This is a genomic window from Paenibacillus sp. PastF-3, assembly GCF_029893135.1.
In the GTDB taxonomy this organism is placed as follows: domain Bacteria; phylum Bacillota; class Bacilli; order Paenibacillales; family Paenibacillaceae; genus Paenibacillus_AQ; species Paenibacillus_AQ nitricinens.
The window spans coordinates 519,913-543,750 of the sequence record NZ_JARXWM010000001.1 but is presented as its reverse complement, the minus strand read 5'-3'; the positions used below and the strand labels follow the sequence as shown (position 1 = coordinate 543,750).

Genomic DNA, 23,838 nt, shown 5'->3' with positions numbered 1-23,838 from the left:
TTGATTAATATAAGAGATAAACGCTTCGGGTCTAACAACTCGATGCGTTTTTTCATTAATATGACTACAATAACTGTTTTTTTGCTGCACTAAAAAAGAAGATCCTCAGAAGAATAGGGAATAAACTCAATACCAAAAATAACACCCCACCTAAAACGATATATTGTGTACCCATTCCAGATATGAACATTCCACCTATAGCTGTACCAATGGTTATTCCTAAATTACAGCAAGATAGAAACAATCCATTAGCAAAATCAGGAGCCTCTGGAACCGCAGATGAAATCCAATGTTGACTGATCAAGTTTCCTATTGCATAGAATAAACCCCATAATAAAACTGTTATGATCATAGGTCCTGTGAAAGCACCCGTTAAGAATGATAAGAGATAAATGATACCTAATATAAAAGGGAATAATATTACAGTTTTTATCGCATTTTTTGAGAGCAACCTTCCTCCTGCGATGTTTCCAACCAAGCTGGCCAAACCATATAGTAATAACACCAAGCTTAATGTTTTCCCCGAAATATGTGTTACGGACTCAAGATACTCCGCAATGTAACTATTTACACTAGCACTCGCTGACCCTATAAATACGACCGCAACAATAGCAAGCCAAGCAATTGGCTTTTTTAATACACTTAATTGAGATCCGTAAGTAAGCCTCTCCTTAATCGGCATAGAAGGTACGAATAGTAGCGTAGCTATGAATGCCAGAGCGTTTACAATAGCAAAGAATAACATCGCCAACTCTACCGTGCCTTCGGTAGCAATATAGTTAGTGATCGGTACGCCGAGGACCATCCCTCCTGTCACGCCTAACATTACTTTAGAAACAGCCTTTGGAGCCTCTTCCTTACTGACCGATGTAGCAGCTATTGTCAAAGCCAATGAACAATACACTGGATGAAAAAAGGCTGGCAGCACTCGGGCCATGAGCAACACAGTAAAGTTTGATGTGAACATGGAAATGATATTGCCAAGTATAAAAATACCGAGTACAAGTAACATAACTTTTTTACGATTTAGACCTGAGAATAACAAAGGCATCGTGGGACCAGCGATAGAAACAGCAAGTGCAAAGAGACTAACTAACAGCCCTGCTTTGGAGACCGTGACATGGTAGTTTTCGGCTATTAGCGGTAATATCCCTATTACCCCCATTTCAGTTGTCAGAATGCCGAAGACTCCTATGACTAGGATAAATAGATACCATTGATTTTGTTTTGCCATATGAACCCCTTCAGTATCGAAAATTTGTTTTACACCGGATAGTAAACATTGATGCATTATTGCTCTAATGTGTATTATTAAAGAATGCTCGAATTTCTTCAATTATCAAATATTAATAATTCGTATATTAATTCACACGTGGCTTGAATCTGTTTATTATCTGAAGGAAAGTTTGGTGATTCCACTTGGCAAAGGTCGATAGAAGAATTCTTAAATCACAAGCAGCAATAAAAAAAGCAATGATTGAACTGATGTCTGATAAAAGTTTCGATCACATCACATTGAAGGATATTTCGGACCGAGCCGATGTTAGCCGCAGAACGATCTATCTTCATTATCAGGATAAGTATGATTTATTAGATAAGCTAATCGAGGAACATATCCAAGAACTTCGAGAATCCTGTGAATCAGATTCGGAAATTAGTGCTGCACATAGAAATTTGACCTGGTTCGAATACTTTGAAGAAAATTATTTATTTTTTTCTGCCATGTTATCTAGTAAAGGAGCCCCTTTCTTTCGGAGTCGGTTTCTTGAATTTGTCATCGAGGATATCAAGAATGAATGGGATATGGCAGCGGGGAAAAAACGGGGATTATACGAAGACGTTATAGTTCAGTTTATTGCACCAGCGTATGTAGGGATCGTAGAATGGTGGTTTACTAACGAAATGCCTTATCCACCTCATGTTATGGAAGCACAATTGGAGATTTTATTAGAAAGCAACCTATCATAAAAAGATCTTCCCTATTCTTCTTATCTCTATCCATTTTCAGGAGGAGGAATTCTTACTTACAACGAATAACAATATATCAAATTCTTTTTAAACTGGTGGGAGAGCTAAGATGCTGTATATAAAGGATTTTTTGTTACAATTACTGTTTGCCCTAACCCCCTTTGTCCTTTATACCATCTACTATCGTGACAAAGCTGAAAATTATTCAAGGCAATTTATTACCATAACCTGTATGATTTGTCTTTTCATGTCGATGTCATTTCCATTTACTGTGGAGGATGGAATTATATTCGACATTCGTTATGTGATCATGTTTTTCGGAATGGTGTATGGTGGTATGACTACTGGAGTTTTTCTTCTCGTTGAATTTTTAACCTATCGCCTGCTTATAGGTGGGCAGGGACTATTTTCAGCGATCATTATTCTTTCCATCACCTTTAGCTTATCTGCGCTTTTATCCAACGTATACCGTCGCCGTTCTGAATACCGAAAACTTATTACATTCGTTGCAGGTTTTAGCTTTTCCGTCATTCCTATAGCTACGATGTTTGTAACGGAATATCAATATTCGATTCAGCATTTAAAGTTTAACGTCCTGGTGATGCCAGTACTAAATTTCCTTGGAATTTGGATATTGATTTCTCTTTTTAATAAAGCAGTATCTGATAAGGAATTGTATTTGAGGTATCTACAAAGTGAAAAATCTGAAACGATTGCTCATGTAGCCGCTTCACTAGCCCATGAAGTCCGTAATCCACTTACAGCCGTTATGGGTTTCTTGAAATTATTAAAGGACGATTCTATCACCAGAGAAAAGAGTCAGAAATATATTGCTATTTGTCTTGAAGAAATAAAGCGGACTGAGGTTATTCTTTCTGAGTATCTTTCGATAGCTAAACCAAATCATGCAGTGGTAGAGAAAATTGAACTTGTGCAGCAGATCAACTCGATTGTAGAGATCATGACCCCGTACGCCAATATGAATAACGTCTCTTTGGAAATGCAACATTTGGAGGATAAACTATATATCTCTGCAAATCCTACTGAAATCAAACAACTGTTCATTAATTTTATAAAAAACGCGATTGAAGCTTGCGCTGTTCTCGCAACAGGTAATGTAAACATTCGTATCGAACGTCAATCCGAATATGCAAAAATAACAATCATTGATGATGGAGTCGGGATGAGCAACGAGCAGATGGAGCGACTTGGAATCATTTATTTTTCAACTAAAAGCAAAGGAACAGGATTAGGACTTACCCTTTCTTATCAATTCATCCGTTCGATGAACGGTGATGTAACTGTACGAAGTAAATCAGGAGAAGGAACTGAATTCATTCTCACTTTACCTTTGACTAATTAATATCGGAAAAATGTTCCAACAAAGCAAAAAAGACGCTCAGCTCAAACTTAGCGTTTGAACCGAGCATCCCGCTGAATCATTTAGTTCATAAACTTCAAGCATTGTAAAATTTGTTTAATCATCACCGCTGCCTCAGCACGTGTTGCTGCATCTTGCGGAGCAAATGTTGTTTCTGTTTTACCTTTGATAATTCCTTTGGCTGCTGCTTCTGTTACTGCTTGGCTAGCGTAACCTGAGATGCTAGCTTGATCGGTAAATGTAGTGCGCAATTGAGCTTCTGCTCTATGCTCTCCTTTTACCAATATTACTTTTTGTTGTCTCATCATTGCATCTTTGACCTTATTGTTCCAACCGCCAGTGATATTACCGAACCAGGCAACTGTTATCCATTGAGGCAACTGCTATCCGTCTCTAATTATGCTCTACGAATTGTAAATTCAAAATCCAAATCTTTTGATGGATCAATTAGATATTCATCAAGAACTGGCGCTCCCCAGCTGTCATCACCGCCAACGCCCATTTGCCGACCGGCAATCGTAACAACGGTATGATGAATGTTCGGCAGCTCATATTGATGCGTAGCACTCTCCAGCTCCATTGCCGAATATGGCGATATGTTGGCTTCAACAGGGGCTGAGACTGGTGAGGATATTATAATCCCTTGACCAAGATCGTTGGTTATCGATACTTCGCGTACACCTGTACGGTTGCCCGATTCCTGCGGTACCAAATAGGACGATACATTGTCCACCGCATGATTCTGAAAGCGACACAATCTCGCGCCAAAGGAACGGTCAATATAATTTTCTTCTGGTCCATTCGCATACCAATTCAGCTGGTAATAATCCGCTGGTACCTTAAAGGTTAAAGCAAAGAGGGGAAACTTCGGTAAACCCGGCTCTCCATAGTAGCTTGATTTCACCTTTATGCTCCCATCGGAGAACACCGTGTATGTCACACTTACTCGCACTCCCTCTGACACACTCAGTTTATATACATAGGTCACAGTCGCTTGGTCTTCTTCTTCCATAAGCTCGAAGCTTAAAGTTCTTCGGCTCAAACTTGCTGCATACCAAGCGGAAGAGTCGAAATGCATTCCCGCACCCTTGTCGTTATCTGTCATCGCTCTCCAGAAGAGCGGTGCCGGCGGCGAAGAGATCATTTCTCTTCCTGAATATTTAACGGAGATTAATGTACCAGCCTGCTTCGAGAACATTACGGAGAAGTCACGACCGTGAACGCCAATATTTACATCCCCTTCAACTACGCGAAAATCATTCAGGGCAGGAGTTACCTTAGGATGGATGGAGTTCATATCAGTCAATGTGCTCTCCACTTGAAAAACATGCTGTCCAAAAGCGATTTCATAACCAGCGTTCGCCCATAATGAATCTTCCTTGAGCACGAGAGAAACATCTAAACTATACTCACCAGACTGATTAGTCTCTGGTAAATCAAGTTCTACATAACTTTCTTCTCCGGGTTTCACCTGGACGTATACAATACCATGATGGAATTCCCTGCCCTCATAATTCAGACAATAGTTCAATTTATACGCATCCAAGTTAACAAATAAATTCTCATTTCTGATGGTAACGCCGTGGCAATCCGGGGACAGTTTGACGTTCTGATACAGAAATTTCACTTCTTGCATTTTCGGAGACCATCTCCGATCCGCATACACAATTCCGTTTCCGGAGAAGTTATAATCGGTTGAGCGGTCATCAAAGTCTCCACCATAAGCCATGTAGGGCTTGCCATATCGATCATTTTTTACAATAACCTGATCCATGAAGTCCCAGATAAATCCACCCTGGTACATTGGATACTTCTGCTCTAGCTCTGTGTATTTATGCAATCCTCCGACAGAATTACCCATCGCATGCATGTACTCACAGCTAATATATGGCTTTAATGGATTATCTTTTAAATACATTTCAATATCTGCTGCTTTCGCATACATCCTGCTTTCCATATCACTTGCATCATCATAATCCCGGTTATGGAACACCCCTTCGTAATGAACCAACCGCGTAGTGTCCTTCTCTCGAAAATAATTCGCTACATTCCGGATGACTTCTCCGGCAAAAGACTCGTTGCCACAGGACCAAATCAGAATCGATGGATGGTTCTTATCTCTCTCCACCATGGAAATCGCACGATCCATTACGATATCCTGCCATTCAGGCTTACTGCCCGGTATGTTCCAAGACGGTTCTACAATGCCCATTTTTTGCCATGATCCATGCGACTCTAAATTCATCTCGTCAATAACATACACACCGTATTCATCACACAGTTCGTACCAGAGTGTTTCATTTGGATAGTGCGACGTCCGTACAGCGTTGATATTCGCCTGTTTCAAAGTCTTTATATCCCATAACATATCTTCTTTCGTAATGCTGCGACCGAAACGGGAATTAAACTCGTGCCGGTTGACACCTTTGAATACAATACGTTTACCATTTAGATGCATAATCTTATCTATCATCTCGAATTTTCGAAAACCAACCTTTTGCGGCACGACTTCTACAAGATCCCCAGATAAGTTGAAGACAGATACGTAAAGGGTATACAAATGGGGATCTTCTGCACTCCACAGATGAACCTTTGATGCTTCAAGCATCAGCGAAACACTATCACCTGAAACACCTGTCTCACCACGAACTACAAGATTTCCTGCTTTATCCTTAAGCTCTAAAAGAACTTTCGAAGCTGGCCCACCCATCATCTGCAAATCAGCTATCAGCGTTCCCTGCTCAAAATTCTCATCCAGATCAGTTTGAACGTGGAGATCCCGCACATGAACATTCGGCACAGTGTATAGATACACGTCACGAAAAATTCCGGAAAAGCGCCAGAAATCCTGATCCTCCAACCAACTTCCAGTACTGCGCTGATACACCTCAACCGCAAGCTTATTCTCACCTGCCGTCAAGTACGGTGTCAGATCAAATTCACTAGGCGTAAAGCTATCCTCGCTATAGCCAATAAATTCCCCATTTAGCCAGATATAAAAAGCAGATTCAACTCCCTGAAAAGAGATATACACTGGACGTTGCTCCCAGCCCGCAGGCACTTCAAAATATTTCACATAGCTGCCTACTGGATTGTGATCTTCAGATATCATCGGAGGTCTAAGATGCTCATGACCATCCCATGGATACATCGTATTCACGTACTGAGGCTGCCCAAAGCCCTGAAGCTGGATATGCCCAGGAACCTCAATATCATCCCATCCTCTACAGGACACGTTCTCCTTATAAAAATGCGCCTGTCGTTCCATAGCATTGTGAGCATAGCTAAATTTCCAGCTTCCGTTCAGGCTATAGCGCCAATGCATTTCTCCGAGTCCTTCAGCTTCAAGTTCCGTCTCGTAATACCGATGATCGGAGTGCGCGTGTGTTCTGCCTACTGCATAAATGGAAGGGTCTGACAACCATTCCAGACATGGAGCGACGCCCTGTTCAACCTGCTGCTTCATCTAAATTTTCCTCCTTCTGCTGTAAAATGATCGCTAACTTATTTAACTGAACCCGTCATTCCAGCCACAAATTGTTTTTGCATCATGAAGAATACAAGTGCAGTCGGCAGCGTCGTAATGACAATCGCGGACATAATCAGACCATAGTCAGGCGCATAACCCGATCCAAGATTTGAGATTAAGAGTGGCACGGTCATATTTTCTTGCGATTGCAATACGATCAGCGGCCACAGATAATTGTTCCAGCTGTTTAAGAATGTGATAATCGCAGCGGCAGCGTAAGTTGATTTCATCGTCGGCATATAAATGCGGAAGAATAAACCGAATTCAGATAAGCCATCGATGCGACCGGCCTCCATCATTTCCTTAGGAAACATTTTTGTGTTTTGACGGAAAAAGAAAATTAGGAATGCTGTTGTAAATGTTGGCAGAATAACTGCTGCTGCTGTATCAATGCCAAGAAATGGGACAACGCTTGATACTTTGGCGAACATTTGAAATAGAGGTACCATGATCGCCGCAAATGGAATCATCATTGAAGCTAGCAAAATATTAAATACGATGTCTTTACTCCGGCTGCGGTACATTTCAAAACCATATCCAGCCGCCGATGCAACCAGCAATGAAAGCACAGTAGTCACCACTGAGATTTTTGCGGAGTTCCAAAGGGCTTGCCACATATCCACGGAATTGAACAGATTGTCAATATTTTTAAAGAGATGCGCACCTGGCAGTAATGTCCCTTTAGTTACATCAACCGACTGATTCGTGGCACTAATAACCATCCAGATAAATGGAAAGATAGAGATCAGCGCAGCGATGATTAGAAAAAGGTAAGTAAACATGCGTTTAGTTTTCATTATCTCTTGTCTCCTCCTACTTTGTTCTGAATTAGCGTCAGAATGAGTACCATTACAACAATCGAGTAGGAGACGGTTGCAGCGTATCCAAAGTCAGGGGTGTATTCAAAAGAAAGGTTATAAATATATTGGGAAATCGACATGGTTGCATTGCCGGGTCCACCTTTCGTGATGTTAACCACCTCATCAAACAACTGAAGGGTTCCAATGGTCGATGTTATCGTCGTAAACAAAATAATCGGCTTCAATAGAGGAATTGTAATTTTGAAAAACTGAGTAAATGCACTGGCGCCATCAATGTGAGCTGCTTCATAAATAGATTTGTCTACATTTTGCAGGGATGATAAATAGAAAATCATATTATAGCCAGTAAAGCGCCAAGTGATGGCAATGATGATCGTTACTTTGGCCCAGAAGGGGTCTGTAATCCATTGAATCGGTTCGCTGATTAGATGTAAACTCACTAGAGACTTATTGATGATTCCTTCGGCTCCAAACATGTACTTGAAAACAACGGAATACGCTACAAGCGAGGTTACCGTCGGCAGAAATATGGCCGTTCTGAAAAATCCCTTGAATTTCAGTCTTTCATCATTTAGCAGGACGGCGATGAAGAGCGCCAATATCAGCATCACTGGGACCTGAATAATCAAGTAAATAAATGTGTTTTTGACTGCTGTAAGAAACGTGGTATCGCTAAACAGTCGAATATAATTATCAAACCCGGTAAAATGAAGATTGCTACCTCTACCCGTCTTAAAAGATAGAATTAAAGCTTGGATCATTGGATAAAAATAGAAAATACTGATCATAATGACCGGCACAAGGACGAATAACCAGCCAGTCAGATGGATCTGCCGTGACCCTTTTGAACGCTTATGTTTTTGCGGGCTTAACCCTGTCTTTATAGTTTCCACTCCATTCCGCACCCTTCTGTCTTATATATTAGAGATGAAAGCCCCTGCTACCTATCCTTCTGTAGAAATCCAATTTACAGGAGAAGAAGGAGCAAGGGCATCGGTTGTACAGCCTAAGTGCGATTATCGAATTTGAGTGTCCGCTTGCTTCTGCGCATCTTTCAGAACAGTATCTACATCTTTGCCACCTAGATAAGATTGTACTGCTACAACCATAATGTCCTCGATGGCGTAAGTGTTCATGCCATAGTTGACGTTAGGAATTTGCTCGGTCCATGCTGCAAAGTCTGATACGACCTTTTGGCCTTTGAAAAATTCATCCGCAGCTGAGTATGCTTCGCCGCTCGCCGCAGCTTTCAAGGTGCCGATAACACCTACTTTAGTATTTAACGTCTGATACAGCTCAGCATCAGAGGCAAAAGTCTTAGATAGGAACTCTGCTGCTGCTTCTTTGCCATCTACGTTCATGACGTACCAGGAACTGCCTCCAAGGTTGGATGCGTGGACAGAGCCTTCAGTTGTACCTAACTTAGGCAGTGGAGCTACTGCCCATTTACCAGATTGGGAAGCTTCTGCTTTAATCGAAGGTGTAATCCAGTTACCTGTAGGTACACTAGCCACTTCCCCGCCATTGAATGCGCCTACAAACTGGCTCCAGTCTGAAATCACTTTTACAATACCGGAATCCATCATTTCTTTGTATATTACCAGTGCCTCTTTCAAAGCAGGGTTGCCTTCTATGGTCGGTGTCTGACCATCATCTCCGGTATACCATGCGCCCGTCGATTGAATCATCACTCGAATAAGTCCAAGATCGTTTGGATCAAGTGTTAGCATGCTTTTGCCGGTTTTCTCTTTTACAGCTTTACCGATCTCGATATATTGCTTCCAGTCGATATCCTGTAATGCATCCAGGCTGTAGCCTGCTTGCTCGAGATAATCTGTCCGTACATACATACCAGTTACGCCGGAGTCAAACGGAACACCGTATTGTTTGCCTTCTACACTTGTAGGGCCAATCTTATAATCCGCAAAGTCAGCAGCCTTTACAACATCCGTCAATTCATAAAAAGAATCCGGATACGCTTGTAAGAAGCTCTGAGCACGATAATCTTCGATCAATACAATGTTAGGCAAACCCTTTGTGGAACCAGAGTTTAATCCTGTATTCAGCTTTTGAACGATATCAGCTTGCGCGTTCTCAACAACGTTAACCGTTACGTCCGGATTAACTTTTGCATAAGCATCTTTGGCAACATTCATAGCAGCAATGTTAAACGCCGGGTCCCAAGCCCAAACTGTTATCTCTTGTGGCTTGGTACTACCTTCGGCTCCGGAGTTACCAGAGTTGCTCGTTTCATTTTTTGTTCCACCTGTGGAACATGCCGACAGTAGAACCACACTAGCCAGCATTACGGATAATAATTTCTTCACTACGTAAACCCCCTTATAATCTGTAAAATAATAAAGATGGAAGCGTTTTCCTGAGTACGCTTCCATCTTATCATCTTGTATCCGTTTTCTTTGGCAGTATCTTTATTAGCTTTGGTGTTATTATTGGGTCCTGTTGTGCCACTCTTATCGACTCTGGTATTATTTTTAGGTTCTTGTAAAATCTTTGGCATTCACCAATGGAAGCGTAATCTTGATGTTCGTACCTTCATGCCGTTTACTTGAAATGTTAATCCCGTAGCTCTCTCCGTACAACAATTTGATTCTGTCATCTACATTTCGTATACCGATCCCGGAGAACAATTGACGTTTATGCTTCGATGCTGGTAGCTGCTCCTCCTTCATCAAATCCGGATCAAGATCCATCCCATCGCCATTATCTACAACTTCACATACAAGTTGATCTTCCTGAACGGCAATCATGATGAGAATCCTTCCCTCATCTTTAAGATTGAATGCATGGAAGAATGCATTCTCTATAAAAGGTTGAAGAATTAGCTTCGGCATATGATAATCCAAGCTCTCGGGCTCCACAAAGAAATTCACACGGATCTTCTCACCATACCTTACATGATTGATGTATACATAATGCTCCAGCGACTCTAATTCTTGACGAACAGGTATGGTAGAGTGAACATCACTGACTGTATTCTGCAGAAGTGAGATTAGAGCGTTTATCGTTCCAGCTGCTTTTTCCTTGTCACCCTGCTGCACCAAAAATTTGATTGAAGCCAGCGTATTGTATAAGAAATGGGGATTGATCTGCATTTGAAGAGCGGCGAGCTCTGCATTACGCTGCTGCTTCTGGGTCTCCATCAATCGATCAACATAATCTTGTAGTGAATCAAGCATAAAATTGAAGGCGTTTCCCAGCTCCTTAACTTCATAACTACTATTGGCGACATCTACATGATTATCAAACTCACCTGTAGGGATACTAGACATCTGTTCAACGAGAACACGTAGAGACTTCGTCATTGTTCGGGTAATTAAAAATACAATAATAAGCGATATCGCAACGATAGCCATGATCGTCAAGGTTACTGCTTTGGCATTTACCATCTGTCCGATCACGGCGTTCTTATCGATGAGATTCACCAAATAAAAATCAAATTCAGGTAAGTATTCAGAAAACACAATTCGTTCATTCCCCATGAAATAGGTGGATTCACCATCTTTTCCGCCACCTTGCACTTCTTGCAACAATTGCTTATCGAGGACCCCAATCATCTCAGTCTTGCTACTGGATACAATTAACCCCTTCTCATTTAGCAGTACAACATCATTACCTTCACTCGTAAAGTTAGCATAAAAGGGCTTGAAATCGCGATCACTAATGGCTACGTACATGGTGCCATAGATTCTACCAGTCGAATGATCAAATAAAGCTTTGGAAGCCACCAACATAGGTTCTTTTCCGTTCGCTTTATTATCCCTTAGATCGAGCTGGTACAAGATTTGCTCAGGATGGGCTTTGGTCTCCTTCGTAATCGGATGATCCTTCAGTTCCTCTGCGGAAATGGACCAATACCAAGGATCAGTTGAATAACTCCTGCCATTCACGCCCACAATCATGATCCCAACATCAAAAGCACTGAGGTTAGAACGTATTGCCCGCATGCCTTCTGTCATTTGATATGTTTTGATGGCGAGGTTTACTGTGTCCGTCTCTCCGCTAGATAAGTAGTTTCGAATGGCTTCATTCTGAGCCATCATAGTGGCACCAGTGGCTACAACATTGTTGTAAGATTCCAGGTTTGTCTTCATCTGGTTCAGAAGTTTACCGTTGGTTATGCTGAAGGTCTGCAGAAATAATTTCTCTGACATGCTGATGGTAATAGACAACGTCAGGAGCGATACTGTAACGATGCTAATAAGTGTAACGAGAAATAACTTGAGGAATAGCCCCTGCTTTCTAATCTTGTTCTTGATGTTTTTAATCATGCTCCTCTACATCCCGTCTCCGGTACCGGCTTGGAGAAATGCCCGTCTGCTTTTTAAATACCTTGGTAAAATAACTCTGATCTGAATAACCCACGCTGGCACTGATATCGGAAATAGAATGTTCTGTTGTCTCAAGCAGCTCCATAGCTTTTTCCAATCGAACTTTGTTTAAGTACTCACTAAACCCTTCACCATTATGAGCAGTAAAATAGCTGGATAGATAAGAAGCGTTAAAATGGAACTTCTTCGCTACCTCTGTAAGCGTGATTGGATCTGCATAATGTTCCTGAATATAATCAATTAGCATTGTCATATTTGGATTAACTGATGTATTCGTCTCTCCTATAGTGCGCTCAACTTCTCGAATGAACGCTTCAGCAACAGCTATTGCATCCCCTGCATACAACGCTTCATCTATTCTTCGGAAGTAATCGTATTTAGCTTCCTCCAGCCCACCGATTTCATACTTCATTTTTCCAAGTGTGGTCGCTACGTTAAATATAAAGTTCCCTAATAACGATTTGAATTCGAAAATGTCGATGCGATAATCCATCGAACGCAGATGAACATTTTCAAGAAAAGCTGTGAATGCCTTCTGGTACTGCTTACGTCTAAGCTGTTCCATTAATTCTCCGATGTCTAATTCTTGGTACGCCCCTGGAAGACCCGGTAAATGATCATTTTCTATTAGGTTTCGTTCCGGCAAATAGAAACTGTAACGTGCAAGCTTTAAATAATTGTCACGGTAAATCTCACCAAGTCTTTTAAATTCCATGAAACTCTGACTAATAATAAAATGCGATTCTCTTGCCCCTTGCGCCAATTCGGAGACCAGGTATCTAAGCTCAATTACAAGTTCGTCCCATGGCTCCGGATTAGCATTAAGTAAATAAATAACCGAATCGTTGACAAACTTTAGCCGAATAAACACAACATCGTCCAAAGCTAACTTTTGTATTCCTCTTTCGATTTCATTTGCGAACGTTAACTTATCACTAGAATCTTTAATATGTCTCATATCCGTTCCGAAAAACGCGAACTGTCTGTAAGGAAACATCGATTGAAGCAATGTGGGCTCAACCACAGACTCATAACCTGTCATTAGCTTCTCGATGACTAGCAAAAGCTGTTTATCCCCAGCATTGGAACCTTGATCAGTCGTCTTCATTCCTGTCATTTTGGCAGTAACTTTATTTAAGATAGACAACAGGTAATCGGCTTCTAGCTTAGGCTTTAGAATGTAGTCCGCAACACCACTCTGAAATGTGGATCGAACGTAATCGTATTCACTGAAACTGCTTAAGACGATGATTTCAATGTGAGGATACTTCTCCTTTACAATCTTGACCAGTTTCTCACCGCCCATAACAGGCATTACGATATCTGTAAGTATGATATGAGGACTGACCTCGTCGATCATATTTAGTGCTTCAAGACCGTTAGAGGCCTCACCGACGATTCGATACCCTTCTTGTTCCCAATCCCAAAGATGTTTAATTCCCTGTCTAACCAGCATTTCGTCATCCACAATCATAATCTTAAATATTGGTTTCATATCTGCCCCCTTGCAGCTGTTAAAAAGTCATACCAATGATCAGAACGCCGTTCCTTCATTCTATCGAAGCATTGGATGTAATCGTTTTCTATTTATCTGTTACTGTTCAATCCATCCTACTTGGAGCGACCTTCTATACAAAAAAGCCTTGAGACTTACATGAATTTGTTTAAACCAAATAATAGTCCTCGCCAGCAATTATGGTCAAGTCCCCTTTTTCAAATCAAATTCTAAGCACAAGTTAATTCATTTGAATCACAATAATGATATATCGATTATCAATAAATTAATATTGATTTACGAGTTTGATTTGTGTATTATAGGGTTATTAAGAAAAGGAGAATGTCATATGAAAAAGAAATATCTATTAGCAGCTTCACCATTATTATTAAGCATCATCAGTTTAATGATCTCACGTATGGTCGGTTCAAGCGTGGGACCGGATGGAATCTTGCATGAGCCGGTTTTTTTCTTAATTCCGCTTAGTTACATATTTTTTCTCTGCAGTATTGTAGCATTCCTATTCGTAGGTCTCGGGTCAGTCGTCAATAATAGAAAAAAAATTTCGTAATAGCGTTGTGTCGGGACATTAACGGTTATAGCAAAAAGAAAGAAGCCGCAATATTTCGCGGCTTCTTCTGCGTTGGATGTTCATTTTAAATTTGACATAGTCTCTATAAACTCAACTTCTGCTGGAGTAAAACTACCAGCTCTTCAGCTGTATCCCAAACGATAGGACGGATATTTTTCACTTGTACGAAAAGATCATTAGCATCGCTGCTGTTTACAGTCCAAATTACTGGAATGTTCAACCCGAGTGCATATCCTGCAGTAAAATACACTTCAGGGGATTGGCCGGTTAAATCAGCGATAATCAGTTTGCTCTCCTCTATAAGCTCCAAGGAATACGGTTCACGGTTTTGCGTTGACGTATGCCTTAGTAGCCGTGGAATATAACCAAACTGCTCGATTTTAGGAAGCAGCTTATCTACCCACTCCGTGTGCAAATCCTCCGCTTCTGACAATAGAACGATACAGGGTTTTAATTTTTTTCCTCCTGCGATTGCGGCAGCTTCATTCCATCCCTCATCCGTCAGCTTAAAGGTCATGCCCTCCCTGATCATAAACTGCTCGTTTATCAGCTTATCTATGATATATACGAGTTCTTGCAGATTAGGTGAATACGTTAGGTTATAGCTACTGGAGAGTGGCTGAATAACAACGGATTCCCCTGGGGCTTCAGAATGTCTGTATAAGTATTGCAGTAAACGGTTTCCTTTATCTTCAATCGTCACTGGAATTTTCGAGGAATTTACAATGGATTCTAAATCACCGGCCGATAAACTGACCTTTTCTCCAAGATCTGTCAGCTCCCGTATATAAGCCGATATCACATGAAACATATCGCGTTTCTTTGGATGCGCGAGAGAATTTATAGGCTCATAGCTGTCTCTCAATAAGTTATAGAACCCGTCAGGAGAACAATTACAGCCTAAAAATCTATCGTAATCACCTTCCGATGTAATGGATACCATCTCATCACAGAACAAGCAGTATTTCTTAATCATTACAACTCATCACCTCTTATTCATTGATATCCCCTTACCTTACCAAGAATATCTTAAAAAGTAGACAAGAAGATATTTCCTTTAGCACTGAACAAAGAAGTGAAATATCATAAATGTCCACAAAAAGACACTGACTTGTATCAGTGTCTTTTTATGGTCCGATGAGTATTTTTTTGGTTTTTGATGTGCTCATTTAAAGCTGTTGATAGTATTATTTTTATATAAATAGCGAAAAAAATCATATTGATTCATTATTTGATATTAAAGTATATTCTTAGCAAATGAACCATTATTTAATTATATTTTATCTATTTACTTTTGAGGATAGAGTCCTTTTTCAAATTCTATCAAATGACAGGCATTATATTTACTGATTTAGGAGGTGATTAAATTGTATACATAAAACTTGTTTTTAAAATGGACAGGTCGCAAGTTAAGAAATTAAATAAAATTCAAGAAGGAGTGTATTTCCATGAAGCGAGCTCTAATTAGGCACGGGTTGAAAACGATATTGGCACTTGTGTTAGTTGTAACTGCATCATCACTCGCACTACCTTCAACAACACATGCTGGAGTGCCAATTGCTTACAAAATTATCAATGAAAACAGCAATAAGGTGCTGTCAGTCAGCGGAGGAGATCCACAAGCGGATGGTGCGCTTATCCTACAATACGTAAATCAAGGATCATCGTATCAAAAATGGAATGTCGAAATTGCAGAGACAGGATATTATAGTATCATAAACGTAGCTAGCGGAGATTTTTTGGATGTCAACGGAGCGTCTTCATCCGATGGTGCCAGTATTATTCAATGGCCGAGCAATAACGGGTGGAACCAACAGTGGGAACTTATTCCAACTGGTGAAAAAAACTTGTATAAAATTAAAAATCGAGCTAGTGGCAAGTTATTGGATATATCGGGACAATCGACATCCGACGGAGGACAGGCCATTCAATGGAGTGATAACGGCGGTCACAATCAGCACTGGTATATATCAATAAATTAAGCTGTTACCGAATACAAGAAATGGCATGGCGGTGCAGGATAACATCCTGAGCACCGCCTCTTAATTTAACATATTTTTAGATTGTCATTCCTTTTGATAGCGGAACCAATCATAATATGCGATTGTTCGGTTGGTTGAGTAGTTATACATTCCAAAGAACACTCCGGTAAATCCGCCTGCCACTTCTGTAGAGATCAAGTGCGTCTCCGCTTCACCAAGTGGATGCCATAACTGATCTTCACCTCGATAAAAGAACAAATATTTCTCAGGTAATGCTTGAATCCTCAATTCTACGACTGTGCCTTCAAATGGAGAAGAATATTTCACATCACTTATGCTACCCACTTGTCTTCGCAGCGTAATCACATTTTCACCCTCTACCTGGGTTAGCCCGATTGCGTAGTGATACATCCGATCCATAAACACAACAAGACCTGCTTCATCACCATCTAGTGGGTTGAATTCCATTTTAGTAGAGATTTCACAATCCAAGTGGCGCTGTCTACAGCCAATAAATGCAGGCGTTCCCTGTTCGCTTAATCTCGCATTCGCTCCATATAATGCTAGCCACCCTGGTCGCTCTTGCAAAGACCAATCGACTTTTTTAGCATTGCGGATAAAGTTCCAGCTCATTCTTAAATCAGATCGATTAAAATCATCGGTCTCAGGCTCCTTTTCCCATAGCACTGGTGGTGGAGTGTCAGCTTCCATTTCTAATCCAACAACACCGTGATCTCCAATCATCGGCCATCCATCTTCACTCCAATGGACCGGAGCAAGGAATGTCTCTCTACCAAGATGATGTCGATATGGATATCCTACTGGTCGTATCCCTAACAATACCGCCCACCAGCTGCCATCCTGTGCTTCTACCAGATCGCCATGTCCCGTAGCTTGAATAGGGTAATCCGAGCTCCGGTGAGTCAAAATGGGATTCCAGGGAGAGGATTCAAAGGGTCCATAGGGTGATTTACTTCTTGCTATGGTCTCCATATGTCCATATTCTGTCCCGCCTTCAGCACACATTAAATAATAGTAGCCATTTATATTATAAAGATGTGGTCCTTCAGGAAATTTACCGCCACTGCCTGTCCATATTAAGCGAGAATCGCTCAGCTTATGGCCCGTTTCAATATCAATCTCACATTGGTAGATTCCCATACCATCTTTGGTGCCAGTGCTTGTAAAATACACTTTTCCACCGTCAAAAAATAAGGAGGGATCAATCCCTTCCTGATCCACGTAAATAGGATCCGACCACTCACCTGCTGGGTCTACCGTCCAAACGTAAAAGTGTCCACCGCTATCCTGATTTGTCGTCACCATGTAGAATCGACCGTTATGATGACGAATGGTTGGTGCCCACACCCCTCCAGACACGACCGAAGTATCAAATTGAAGCTGGGAATCACGCGTTAAGCAATATCCGAGCTGCTTCCAATGGACTAAATCTTTACTATGCCAAATAGGTATTCCCGGAGAGTAAGCAAATGAACTGTTAACCAAAAAGTAATCCTCGCCTACTCTGCAAATGCTTGGATCTGGATAAAAACCTGGTAATATCGGATTGTTATATTTCATGAAGCATTCTCCTTTTATTGAACATTTGCATCTATGTCAAGGATTATACTCCACTAGCTAAACGATAAACCTTGATTATCCAGTCGTAAAATAGCATGATATAGACATTCATCTAGACATTCTTTTGGAGGGTTACGGATTGAGCGAATTTTATTTAAATTGGTTTACATCAGATCAGAAATTCCCATTTTTTATTCAATACGGCTTCCACGACAATGATACTGACCTTCATAGACATGTGGACTTTTCAGAGCTCGTGATTGTCTTGAGTGGTACTGCTACTCATATTGTGAATACCGAAGAATCATTCATCAAAAAGGGGAATGTCTTTGTTATTAATGGTTCAACCCCGCATGCTTTTAAAGATCCTCAGGATTTTAAGATCTGTAATATTATGTACAAGCCTGAAATGCTGTCGACAGCTGGATCAGATCTGCGAACTTCGAACGGCTTTCAGGCGCTGTTTGTATTGGAGCCGTTGTATCGTCATAAACACGCCTACACAAGTAAACTAAGCTTGCCAATTCCCATGCTGGAATTTGTCACTACACTCATTGCCGGTATGATTGAAGAATATAGCCACAAACTTCAAGGATATCAGACTTTGCTCGTCTCACGATTTATGGAGCTGGTTGTCTATTTATCAAGGCATTATGAAAAACAGGATAAAGGCAGCCTGGATAATCACCTAATACATTTAGCGAAGTCGCTCTCTTTTATGGAAGACCATTATCTTGAAGCGTTGTCGCTGGATCAAATCGCCGCACACTCAGGGGTATCCGTTAGACACTTAAACCGGATCTTTCGCTCTTACTATCAAACGACTCCTATTTCCTATCTCCATCGATTGCGTCTGGAACGGGCTTGCAGCTTGTTGAAGCATTCTGACTTCAGTATTACTCAGATCTCACATGAAAGCGGGTTTAGCGATAGCAATTACTTTACACGACAATTCACCAAAACCTACGGTATGTCTCCCAAAGCTTATCGGAAGAATCTATAAAAGAACATCCTTAACACAACAATAAGCCCTCAAAAGAGGACTTATTGTTTACTCAATCGTTCAATTTTTGCATCCATCCGTTCCATTACTCTGTTCATCTCTTCCATTCTAGATAAAAGCTGCTTCCGCTGATCAATCAAGAGTTCTACTCTAGCATGATTAGCCTCATCGCCCTGTCTATACAGCTCGACATACTTAATCAAGATTTCAACAGGAAGCCCAATGCCTCGCATACACTTGATATGTTCAATCCACCTGCAGTCTTCTTCCGAATAATCTCTATTTCCACTTTTATTGCGATTCACGTGTGGAATAATACCGATGCGTTCATAATAGCGGAGCGTATCCGGCGTAAGATTAAATTTTCCACTTACTTCTGTAATGGTCATACTTTCATTATCCTCCGATCCTCAATATTAATTAAAACCAATGATTGGATGCGGTGTATAGGGTTCTTCCAAGAACGTAATTTCTTGAGGTGTTAACGTAATGGATAACGCTCCTACAGCATCTTCGAGATAAGACATTTTCGTAGCACCAATAATTGGAGCAGTTACCGGTTCTTTTTGAAGCAACCATGCAAGAGCAATATGAATCCGCGGAACACCATGCTTTTCGGCAATTGCAGCTACCCGCTCCACAACTAAACGATCAGCATCTGCAGTTCCATCATATTTGGATTTTTGTATTTGATCGGTCTCTGAACGATGTGTTGATACTGTCCAGTCGCGAGTTAATCTACCGGAGGCCAACGGACTATACGGAATAACACCAATTTTTTCTTCCTTACAAAGTGGTAACATCTCGCGCTCTTCTTCACGGTAGATAAGGTTGAGGTGATTCTGCATGGATACAAACCGGGTCCAGCCATTCTTCTCCGCTACATATAAAGCTTTCTGAAATTGCCAAGCATACATTGCAGAAGCACCAATATATCTTGCCTTTCCCGCCTTAACCACATCATGAAGTGCCTCCATCGTTTCCTCGATAGGTGTGTGATAATCCCAGCGATGAATCTGGTACAAATCCACATAGTCTGTTCCCAATCTTTTTAGACTCTTATCGATTTCACTCATAATTGCTTTTCGGGAAAGTCCGGCACCATTGGGTCCTTCATGCATACGATTATAAACTTTAGTGGCCAGGACAATTTCATCTCGATTAGCATAATCCTTGAGTGCCCGTCCAAGAATCGCCTCACTCGTTCCGTCAGAATACACATTAGCCGTATCAAAAAAGTTAATTCCGAGCTCTAGAGCTTTTTTTATGATCAGCCGACTCTGCTCCTCATCAAGCACCCACTGATGGATCCAGCGTTCTGCTACCCCATAGCTCATACAGCCAAGACACAGCCGGGATACTTCTAAGCCAGTATTGCCAAGTTTCACATAGTCCATTTACAATGATTCCTCTCTTTCAATAGAAGGTAAGGTTCACTAGCAGTTATCTGTTATTATTTCACTTGGAGTTCACTCCAAGTCAAGCTATTTATAAAGTTGACTGCTTTTAACGCTGTTCACTCGCCCTTTTCAGAAGGAATGGTGTCGTTAAGTTCTTTGTTCCATAGAATAGCTTAATGATGTTTCTAGAGTTCTACTTGGCCAAAAGAGGTGAAACGATGAGTTTTTCTGTGAACGGGGGAACGCCCTCTGGATATTACCGGAGCATCTTGGAACTTGAAGCAGAATGGGGACAAAAAAGAACTATCCATGAAGCTGGACAGGTTATTCCCTTTGATTTCGGTAGAGCTGCCCATTTCATTGCTCCTAAAAGCACTGAATCGAGCATTCATCCTGCACTGACACCTTATTGTTTACAGCCTATTGGCGGATACGTAGCCACTATCTCGAGTGGAAGGGTATGGGGAGAATCTGGTGCTGTTCTATCTCCGGAAGGAAAGCTGATCTTTGATCTGTCACAGGAATATGACGCCATGCAAAATAGAATGCTAGAAGCAGAGGAACACCCTGTATTCCACCGGTGGAATGATCCAAAACTTCAATATTTAGAAGGAACTGTGGCTGTGTTGACGTTTTGCGGAAGCTATAACTATTTCCACTGGTTGTATGATGTGCTCCCTAGGTTGGCGATGCTCAAAATGAGTGGAATTCCTTATACCTCCATCCTCATGAATCCAAATCCATATGGACCATTTGTGGAACAAACCTGGGCTATGCTCGGGATATCAGAGTCTTCAGTAATCCGGACAAATCCTGAAGCTTTCTTTGAAGCTGATCAGCTACTTATCCCTTCTTTGATGATGAATTCCCACTATCCCCCGTGGACCACGGATACGCTACGTAAATTATTACTACCTCATAGGGAATCAACACTCGCTACACCTGAGCGCATTTATATTTCTCGAAACAAAGCAAGCACCAGGCGCTTGGTCAATGAAGAGGAAGTTATACGCTGCCTTGAAGAATATAGCATTCAACCTATTCACCTTGAGGATTGGACGGTTGCACAGCAAATCCAGTTATTCGCTTCGGCTAAGCTAATCTTGGGAGCGCATGGCGCTGGACTAGCCAATTTGGCGTTTTGTCAACCTGGAACACAAGTTATCGAAATTGTTCATAAACAGCATGTCGTTCCAACGTATTGGATGATCAGCAACCATAACGCTCTTGATTATTACATGATGTATGGTCAAGGCTGGCCAGATCCTGCTATTCGTTTTCCGGGATTCGAAGATATCTATGTGGATATGGATCGTCTGAAGCAGATTTTGCATTTGGCAGGATCGGTTACAGGAATTTATAGCTCCATTATCGGAAATCCGATAGATCCACAAAGCACCGCCTGATAAATTCTTCAGGCGGTGCTTCGCTTTTATTTTTCCGCAGAACGGTTCTTATTTCCGGTAATTTTTCGTTCTTGCATCCTCTATAACACCATTCCAATTCATTCCAAAGGCAAAATCATATACATGTCCTTCTGAATCCACATGACATTCCATGTCACGCGCCACATCTTCCAGCTGCTCTTCTACCGTTTGCATACCTGATGGCATTTGTACTGGAAGCAATCCAGAAGGCTCCTCCGCACCCGTTAAAACCTCCATAAGTGCTTGATCCTGCAACCCAAAGTTAACAAGGATAACATCAGCCTCTCCCTCAAATTCTGCAACAACCGAAGGATTGGACAGCAACATTGACACAATTACCGGTTTGTCTTTCATCAGCTTGCGAGCTTCCAGGACATGATCCAGATCGCTCTCATTATGCGTAACAACGGTTTTTCCTTTATAAGAACGGTTAAGTACATCGTTATCCCGCGCATCTCCAGCTAAGCTCTGCTCCCGAGCATGTTCCGCAGTGTACGGTCTATACTGCAAGCTGATTGGCACGTAGCCGTTACCGCCTTGATCAGAATCTTCCTGACTAAAGCCTACTCCTGATTTGGGACTGCTTATGATGACGAGAGCAAAATCTGCTTTATCCGGCTGATCTGTCACATGATAATATTTAGACACAACCTCCAGGTTCACCGGATATTCTGTCTTTTCGGGCGTTGGGTTGCCGAACCAATCCTTTCCTGCTGGAGTATAACGCTTCGGAATAAATACGGTTTGTTTCGCTACCAACGGCAATACCCGATTTTTGTTCTTCAGCAGCACGATCGACTTCAGCTGTGCATCATAGCCTGATTGCATAAACGCCGGATTCCCAACAATCTGAGCGCTCGCCTCAGGCTTTAAATACGGGTTCTCGAAGAGACCCAGACGGAAAATATTAAGTAGAAGCCGAACAGCTGACCGCTCAAAGCGATTCCGCATCCATACCTCTCCATGCTCAGCTACTCCCATTCGGTATGCTTCAAGGACTGGCTCCATCTCATTGTTGCCGCCGAATTGGTCAACGCCTGCCATCAAGAGCTTGTAATGCCGTTCTGCGACGGACCTACCCTCCACTCCCCAAGGTTTACCACTGAGAAAGGAATCCTTACTATCTGATTCGTCTGCTGTAATGAGCCAATCTGTGCACACAACACCATCGTAACCGTATTTTTCCCGAAGCAGATCGGTAATAAGATAGGAATTATAAGAATTTCCGACATTCTCCCCGTTCAACTGATCTTGATCTGTAGAAATTGTGTAATATGGCATGACAGCTGAAGACTGCTTGGTTGGGCCATCCAGCTTAAAAGCTCCTTCTGTAAAAGGAATAAGATGTTCTTCAAAGTTACCGCCCGGATAGACGGCATACTTGCCGCAAGCATAATGCGCATCCCTTCCGCCTTCCCCGGAACCACCGCCAGGCCAATGTTTTACCATAGCGTTCACACTATCATATCCCCAGCCTTCGTGAATCTCCCGCTCATCTTCCGAGCTCTGGAAGCCGTCGACATAGGCTCTTGCCATGTCAGCAGATAACTTAGAATCCTCACCAAATGTGCCGTTAAAGCGAAACCATCGCGGATCTGTAGCTATATCTATTTGCGGCGATAGCGCCGTACCTAGACCCAGTGCGCGATACTCACGCGAGGCAACTTGCCCGAACTGAAAAGTGATCTTCGGATCGAAGGTAGCCGCAAGACCCAGCGTCTCCGGCCACATGGAGATTTGTCCACCAGCTCCAGCATTGAACTCCGAGCTTGAATCTGAGCCATGGCGAGGGTCGGAGCTGTTGTTGGCTGGAATCCCTAGACCGCTTCCTTCTGCAAATGCTTGTACCTGGTTGTTCCACAGGGCGGCAATTTCCGGAGTTTCCACTGTGGTCACCAGAATATGTCTTAGATGGTCCTGTGCCAGAAATGCCAGCTGTTCATCGGTAAGCTCCCATGGCTTGGCTCCGCTCTCCTCATAGGATTTACCGTTATACGTTCCTGAGAACCAGCTGCTACTAAGTGCTGGGATGGATTGATGACGACTATACAGCATGAGTCCAGCAATTTGTTCAATACTCATCTGTGAAGCCAAATCTTCAGCCCGCTCTTGTGGCGTCAATCGCCAGTCCTCATATTTATCCAGCTTGCCATTACGATTTAAATCTTTGAAGAACAGTCCGTCCTGCTGGAGAATCTGCACTCCAGATTCAGGGGAATAACCCAAGGTTGGACCGCCCTTATTGCTTACGTAAGAAATGGTATGATGGCTTTTAGTTTTAATAGTCTCTCTCTGATTCATTTGGTTTCC

The 23,838-nt window shown here is 41.9% G+C and carries 19 protein-coding genes; 6 read left to right on the top strand and 13 right to left on the bottom strand.

Going from position 1 to position 23,838, the window contains the following annotated elements; translation table 11 throughout:
* Positions 1-64 precede the first annotated feature (64 nt).
* Positions 65-1,234, bottom strand: coding sequence for an MFS transporter (locus M2444_RS02600; RefSeq protein WP_280786179.1), 1,170 nt, complete (start codon positions 1,232-1,234; stop codon positions 65-67).
* A 185-nt stretch (positions 1,235-1,419) separates the two neighbouring features.
* Here M2444_RS02600 and M2444_RS02595 point away from each other — a divergent pair, with 185 nt between their 5' ends.
* Together M2444_RS02595 and M2444_RS02590 are read left to right on the top strand one after the other, a co-directional pair.
* Positions 1,420-1,968 carry a TetR/AcrR family transcriptional regulator gene (locus M2444_RS02595; protein WP_280786178.1) on the top strand — a complete coding sequence of 183 codons (549 nt, stop codon included), beginning with the start codon at positions 1,420-1,422 and terminating at the stop codon, positions 1,966-1,968.
* A 109-nt stretch (positions 1,969-2,077) separates the two neighbouring features.
* Positions 2,078-3,331: a sensor histidine kinase gene (locus M2444_RS02590; protein ID WP_094874940.1), complete on the top strand. Its 1,254-nt coding sequence runs from the start codon at positions 2,078-2,080 to the stop codon at positions 3,329-3,331.
* Positions 3,332-3,411: 80 nt separating this feature from the next.
* Here the strand turns inward: M2444_RS02590 and M2444_RS02585 are convergent, their stop codons facing one another.
* The 7 genes from M2444_RS02585 to M2444_RS02555 form a co-directional block, all read right to left on the bottom strand.
* Complete coding sequence (locus M2444_RS02585) at positions 3,412-3,729, bottom strand: S-layer homology domain-containing protein (protein WP_280786177.1); 318 nt, start codon at positions 3,727-3,729, stop codon at positions 3,412-3,414.
* A 17-nt stretch (positions 3,730-3,746) separates the two neighbouring features.
* The gene (gene lacZ, locus M2444_RS02580; protein WP_280786176.1) at positions 3,747-6,815 is read right to left on the bottom strand and encodes a beta-galactosidase, LacZ type; all 3,069 of its coding nucleotides are present in this window, start codon (positions 6,813-6,815) and stop codon (positions 3,747-3,749) included.
* 38 nt (positions 6,816-6,853) lie between these two features.
* Positions 6,854-7,675: a carbohydrate ABC transporter permease gene (locus M2444_RS02575; RefSeq protein ID WP_094868759.1), complete on the bottom strand. Its 822-nt coding sequence runs from the start codon at positions 7,673-7,675 to the stop codon at positions 6,854-6,856.
* The gene (locus M2444_RS02570; protein WP_256989697.1) at positions 7,675-8,487 is read right to left on the bottom strand and encodes a carbohydrate ABC transporter permease; all 813 of its coding nucleotides are present in this window, start codon (positions 8,485-8,487) and stop codon (positions 7,675-7,677) included. The genes M2444_RS02575 and M2444_RS02570 overlap by 1 nt, the downstream gene beginning before the upstream one ends.
* A 228-nt stretch (positions 8,488-8,715) precedes the next feature.
* Positions 8,716-10,026 (bottom strand): ABC transporter substrate-binding protein, encoded by a 1,311-nt coding sequence (locus tag M2444_RS02565; protein WP_280786175.1) that lies wholly within the window; start codon positions 10,024-10,026, stop codon positions 8,716-8,718.
* A gap of 165 nt (positions 10,027-10,191) precedes the next feature.
* Positions 10,192-11,988, bottom strand: coding sequence for a sensor histidine kinase (locus M2444_RS02560; protein WP_094874934.1), 1,797 nt, complete (start codon positions 11,986-11,988; stop codon positions 10,192-10,194).
* Positions 11,981-13,543 carry a response regulator transcription factor gene (locus tag M2444_RS02555; RefSeq protein ID WP_280786174.1) on the bottom strand — a complete coding sequence of 521 codons (1,563 nt, stop codon included), beginning with the start codon at positions 13,541-13,543 and terminating at the stop codon, positions 11,981-11,983. Before M2444_RS02555 ends, M2444_RS02560 begins: the two co-directional genes overlap by 8 nt.
* 349 nt (positions 13,544-13,892) lie before the next feature.
* On the opposite strand from M2444_RS02555, the gene M2444_RS02550 reads away from it, so the two are divergent.
* On the top strand, positions 13,893-14,114 hold the full coding sequence (locus tag M2444_RS02550) for a DUF3955 domain-containing protein (protein WP_280786173.1): 222 nt from the start codon (positions 13,893-13,895) through the stop codon (positions 14,112-14,114).
* A gap of 103 nt (positions 14,115-14,217) precedes the next feature.
* Here the strand turns inward: M2444_RS02550 and M2444_RS02545 are convergent, their stop codons facing one another.
* Positions 14,218-15,111, bottom strand: a complete 894-nt coding sequence (locus tag M2444_RS02545) for a hypothetical protein (protein WP_280786172.1) — start codon at positions 15,109-15,111, stop codon at positions 14,218-14,220.
* A 472-nt stretch (positions 15,112-15,583) separates the two neighbouring features.
* Between M2444_RS02545 and M2444_RS02540 the strand changes: the two genes are divergently transcribed.
* Positions 15,584-16,117 carry an RICIN domain-containing protein gene (locus M2444_RS02540; RefSeq protein ID WP_280786171.1) on the top strand — a complete coding sequence of 178 codons (534 nt, stop codon included), beginning with the start codon at positions 15,584-15,586 and terminating at the stop codon, positions 16,115-16,117.
* Positions 16,118-16,201: 84 nt separating this feature from the next.
* Here the strand turns inward: M2444_RS02540 and M2444_RS02535 are convergent, their stop codons facing one another.
* On the bottom strand, positions 16,202-17,698 hold the full coding sequence (locus M2444_RS02535) for a glycoside hydrolase family 43 protein (protein WP_280786170.1): 1,497 nt from the start codon (positions 17,696-17,698) through the stop codon (positions 16,202-16,204).
* 139 nt (positions 17,699-17,837) lie between these two features.
* Between M2444_RS02535 and M2444_RS02530 the strand changes: the two genes are divergently transcribed.
* Positions 17,838-18,701 carry a helix-turn-helix domain-containing protein gene (locus M2444_RS02530; protein WP_280786169.1) on the top strand — a complete coding sequence of 288 codons (864 nt, stop codon included), beginning with the start codon at positions 17,838-17,840 and terminating at the stop codon, positions 18,699-18,701.
* A gap of 41 nt (positions 18,702-18,742) precedes the next feature.
* On the opposite strand, the gene M2444_RS02525 is transcribed toward M2444_RS02530, so the two are convergent.
* Together M2444_RS02525 and M2444_RS02520 are read right to left on the bottom strand one after the other, a co-directional pair.
* The gene (locus M2444_RS02525; RefSeq protein WP_094874928.1) at positions 18,743-19,090 is read right to left on the bottom strand and encodes a MerR family transcriptional regulator; all 348 of its coding nucleotides are present in this window, start codon (positions 19,088-19,090) and stop codon (positions 18,743-18,745) included.
* 27 nt (positions 19,091-19,117) lie between these two features.
* A complete protein-coding gene (locus M2444_RS02520) occupies positions 19,118-20,098 on the bottom strand; it encodes an aldo/keto reductase (protein ID WP_280786168.1) in 981 nt (326 codons plus the stop codon).
* Positions 20,099-20,319: 221 nt separating this feature from the next.
* Here M2444_RS02520 and M2444_RS02515 point away from each other — a divergent pair, with 221 nt between their 5' ends.
* The gene (locus M2444_RS02515) at positions 20,320-21,507 is read left to right on the top strand and encodes a glycosyltransferase family 61 protein (RefSeq protein WP_280786167.1); all 1,188 of its coding nucleotides are present in this window, start codon (positions 20,320-20,322) and stop codon (positions 21,505-21,507) included.
* 48 nt (positions 21,508-21,555) lie between these two features.
* On the opposite strand, the gene M2444_RS02510 is transcribed toward M2444_RS02515, so the two are convergent.
* A complete protein-coding gene (locus M2444_RS02510; RefSeq protein ID WP_280786166.1) occupies positions 21,556-23,829 on the bottom strand; it encodes a glycoside hydrolase family 3 protein in 2,274 nt (757 codons plus the stop codon).
* Between the last annotated feature and the right edge of the window lie 9 nt (positions 23,830-23,838).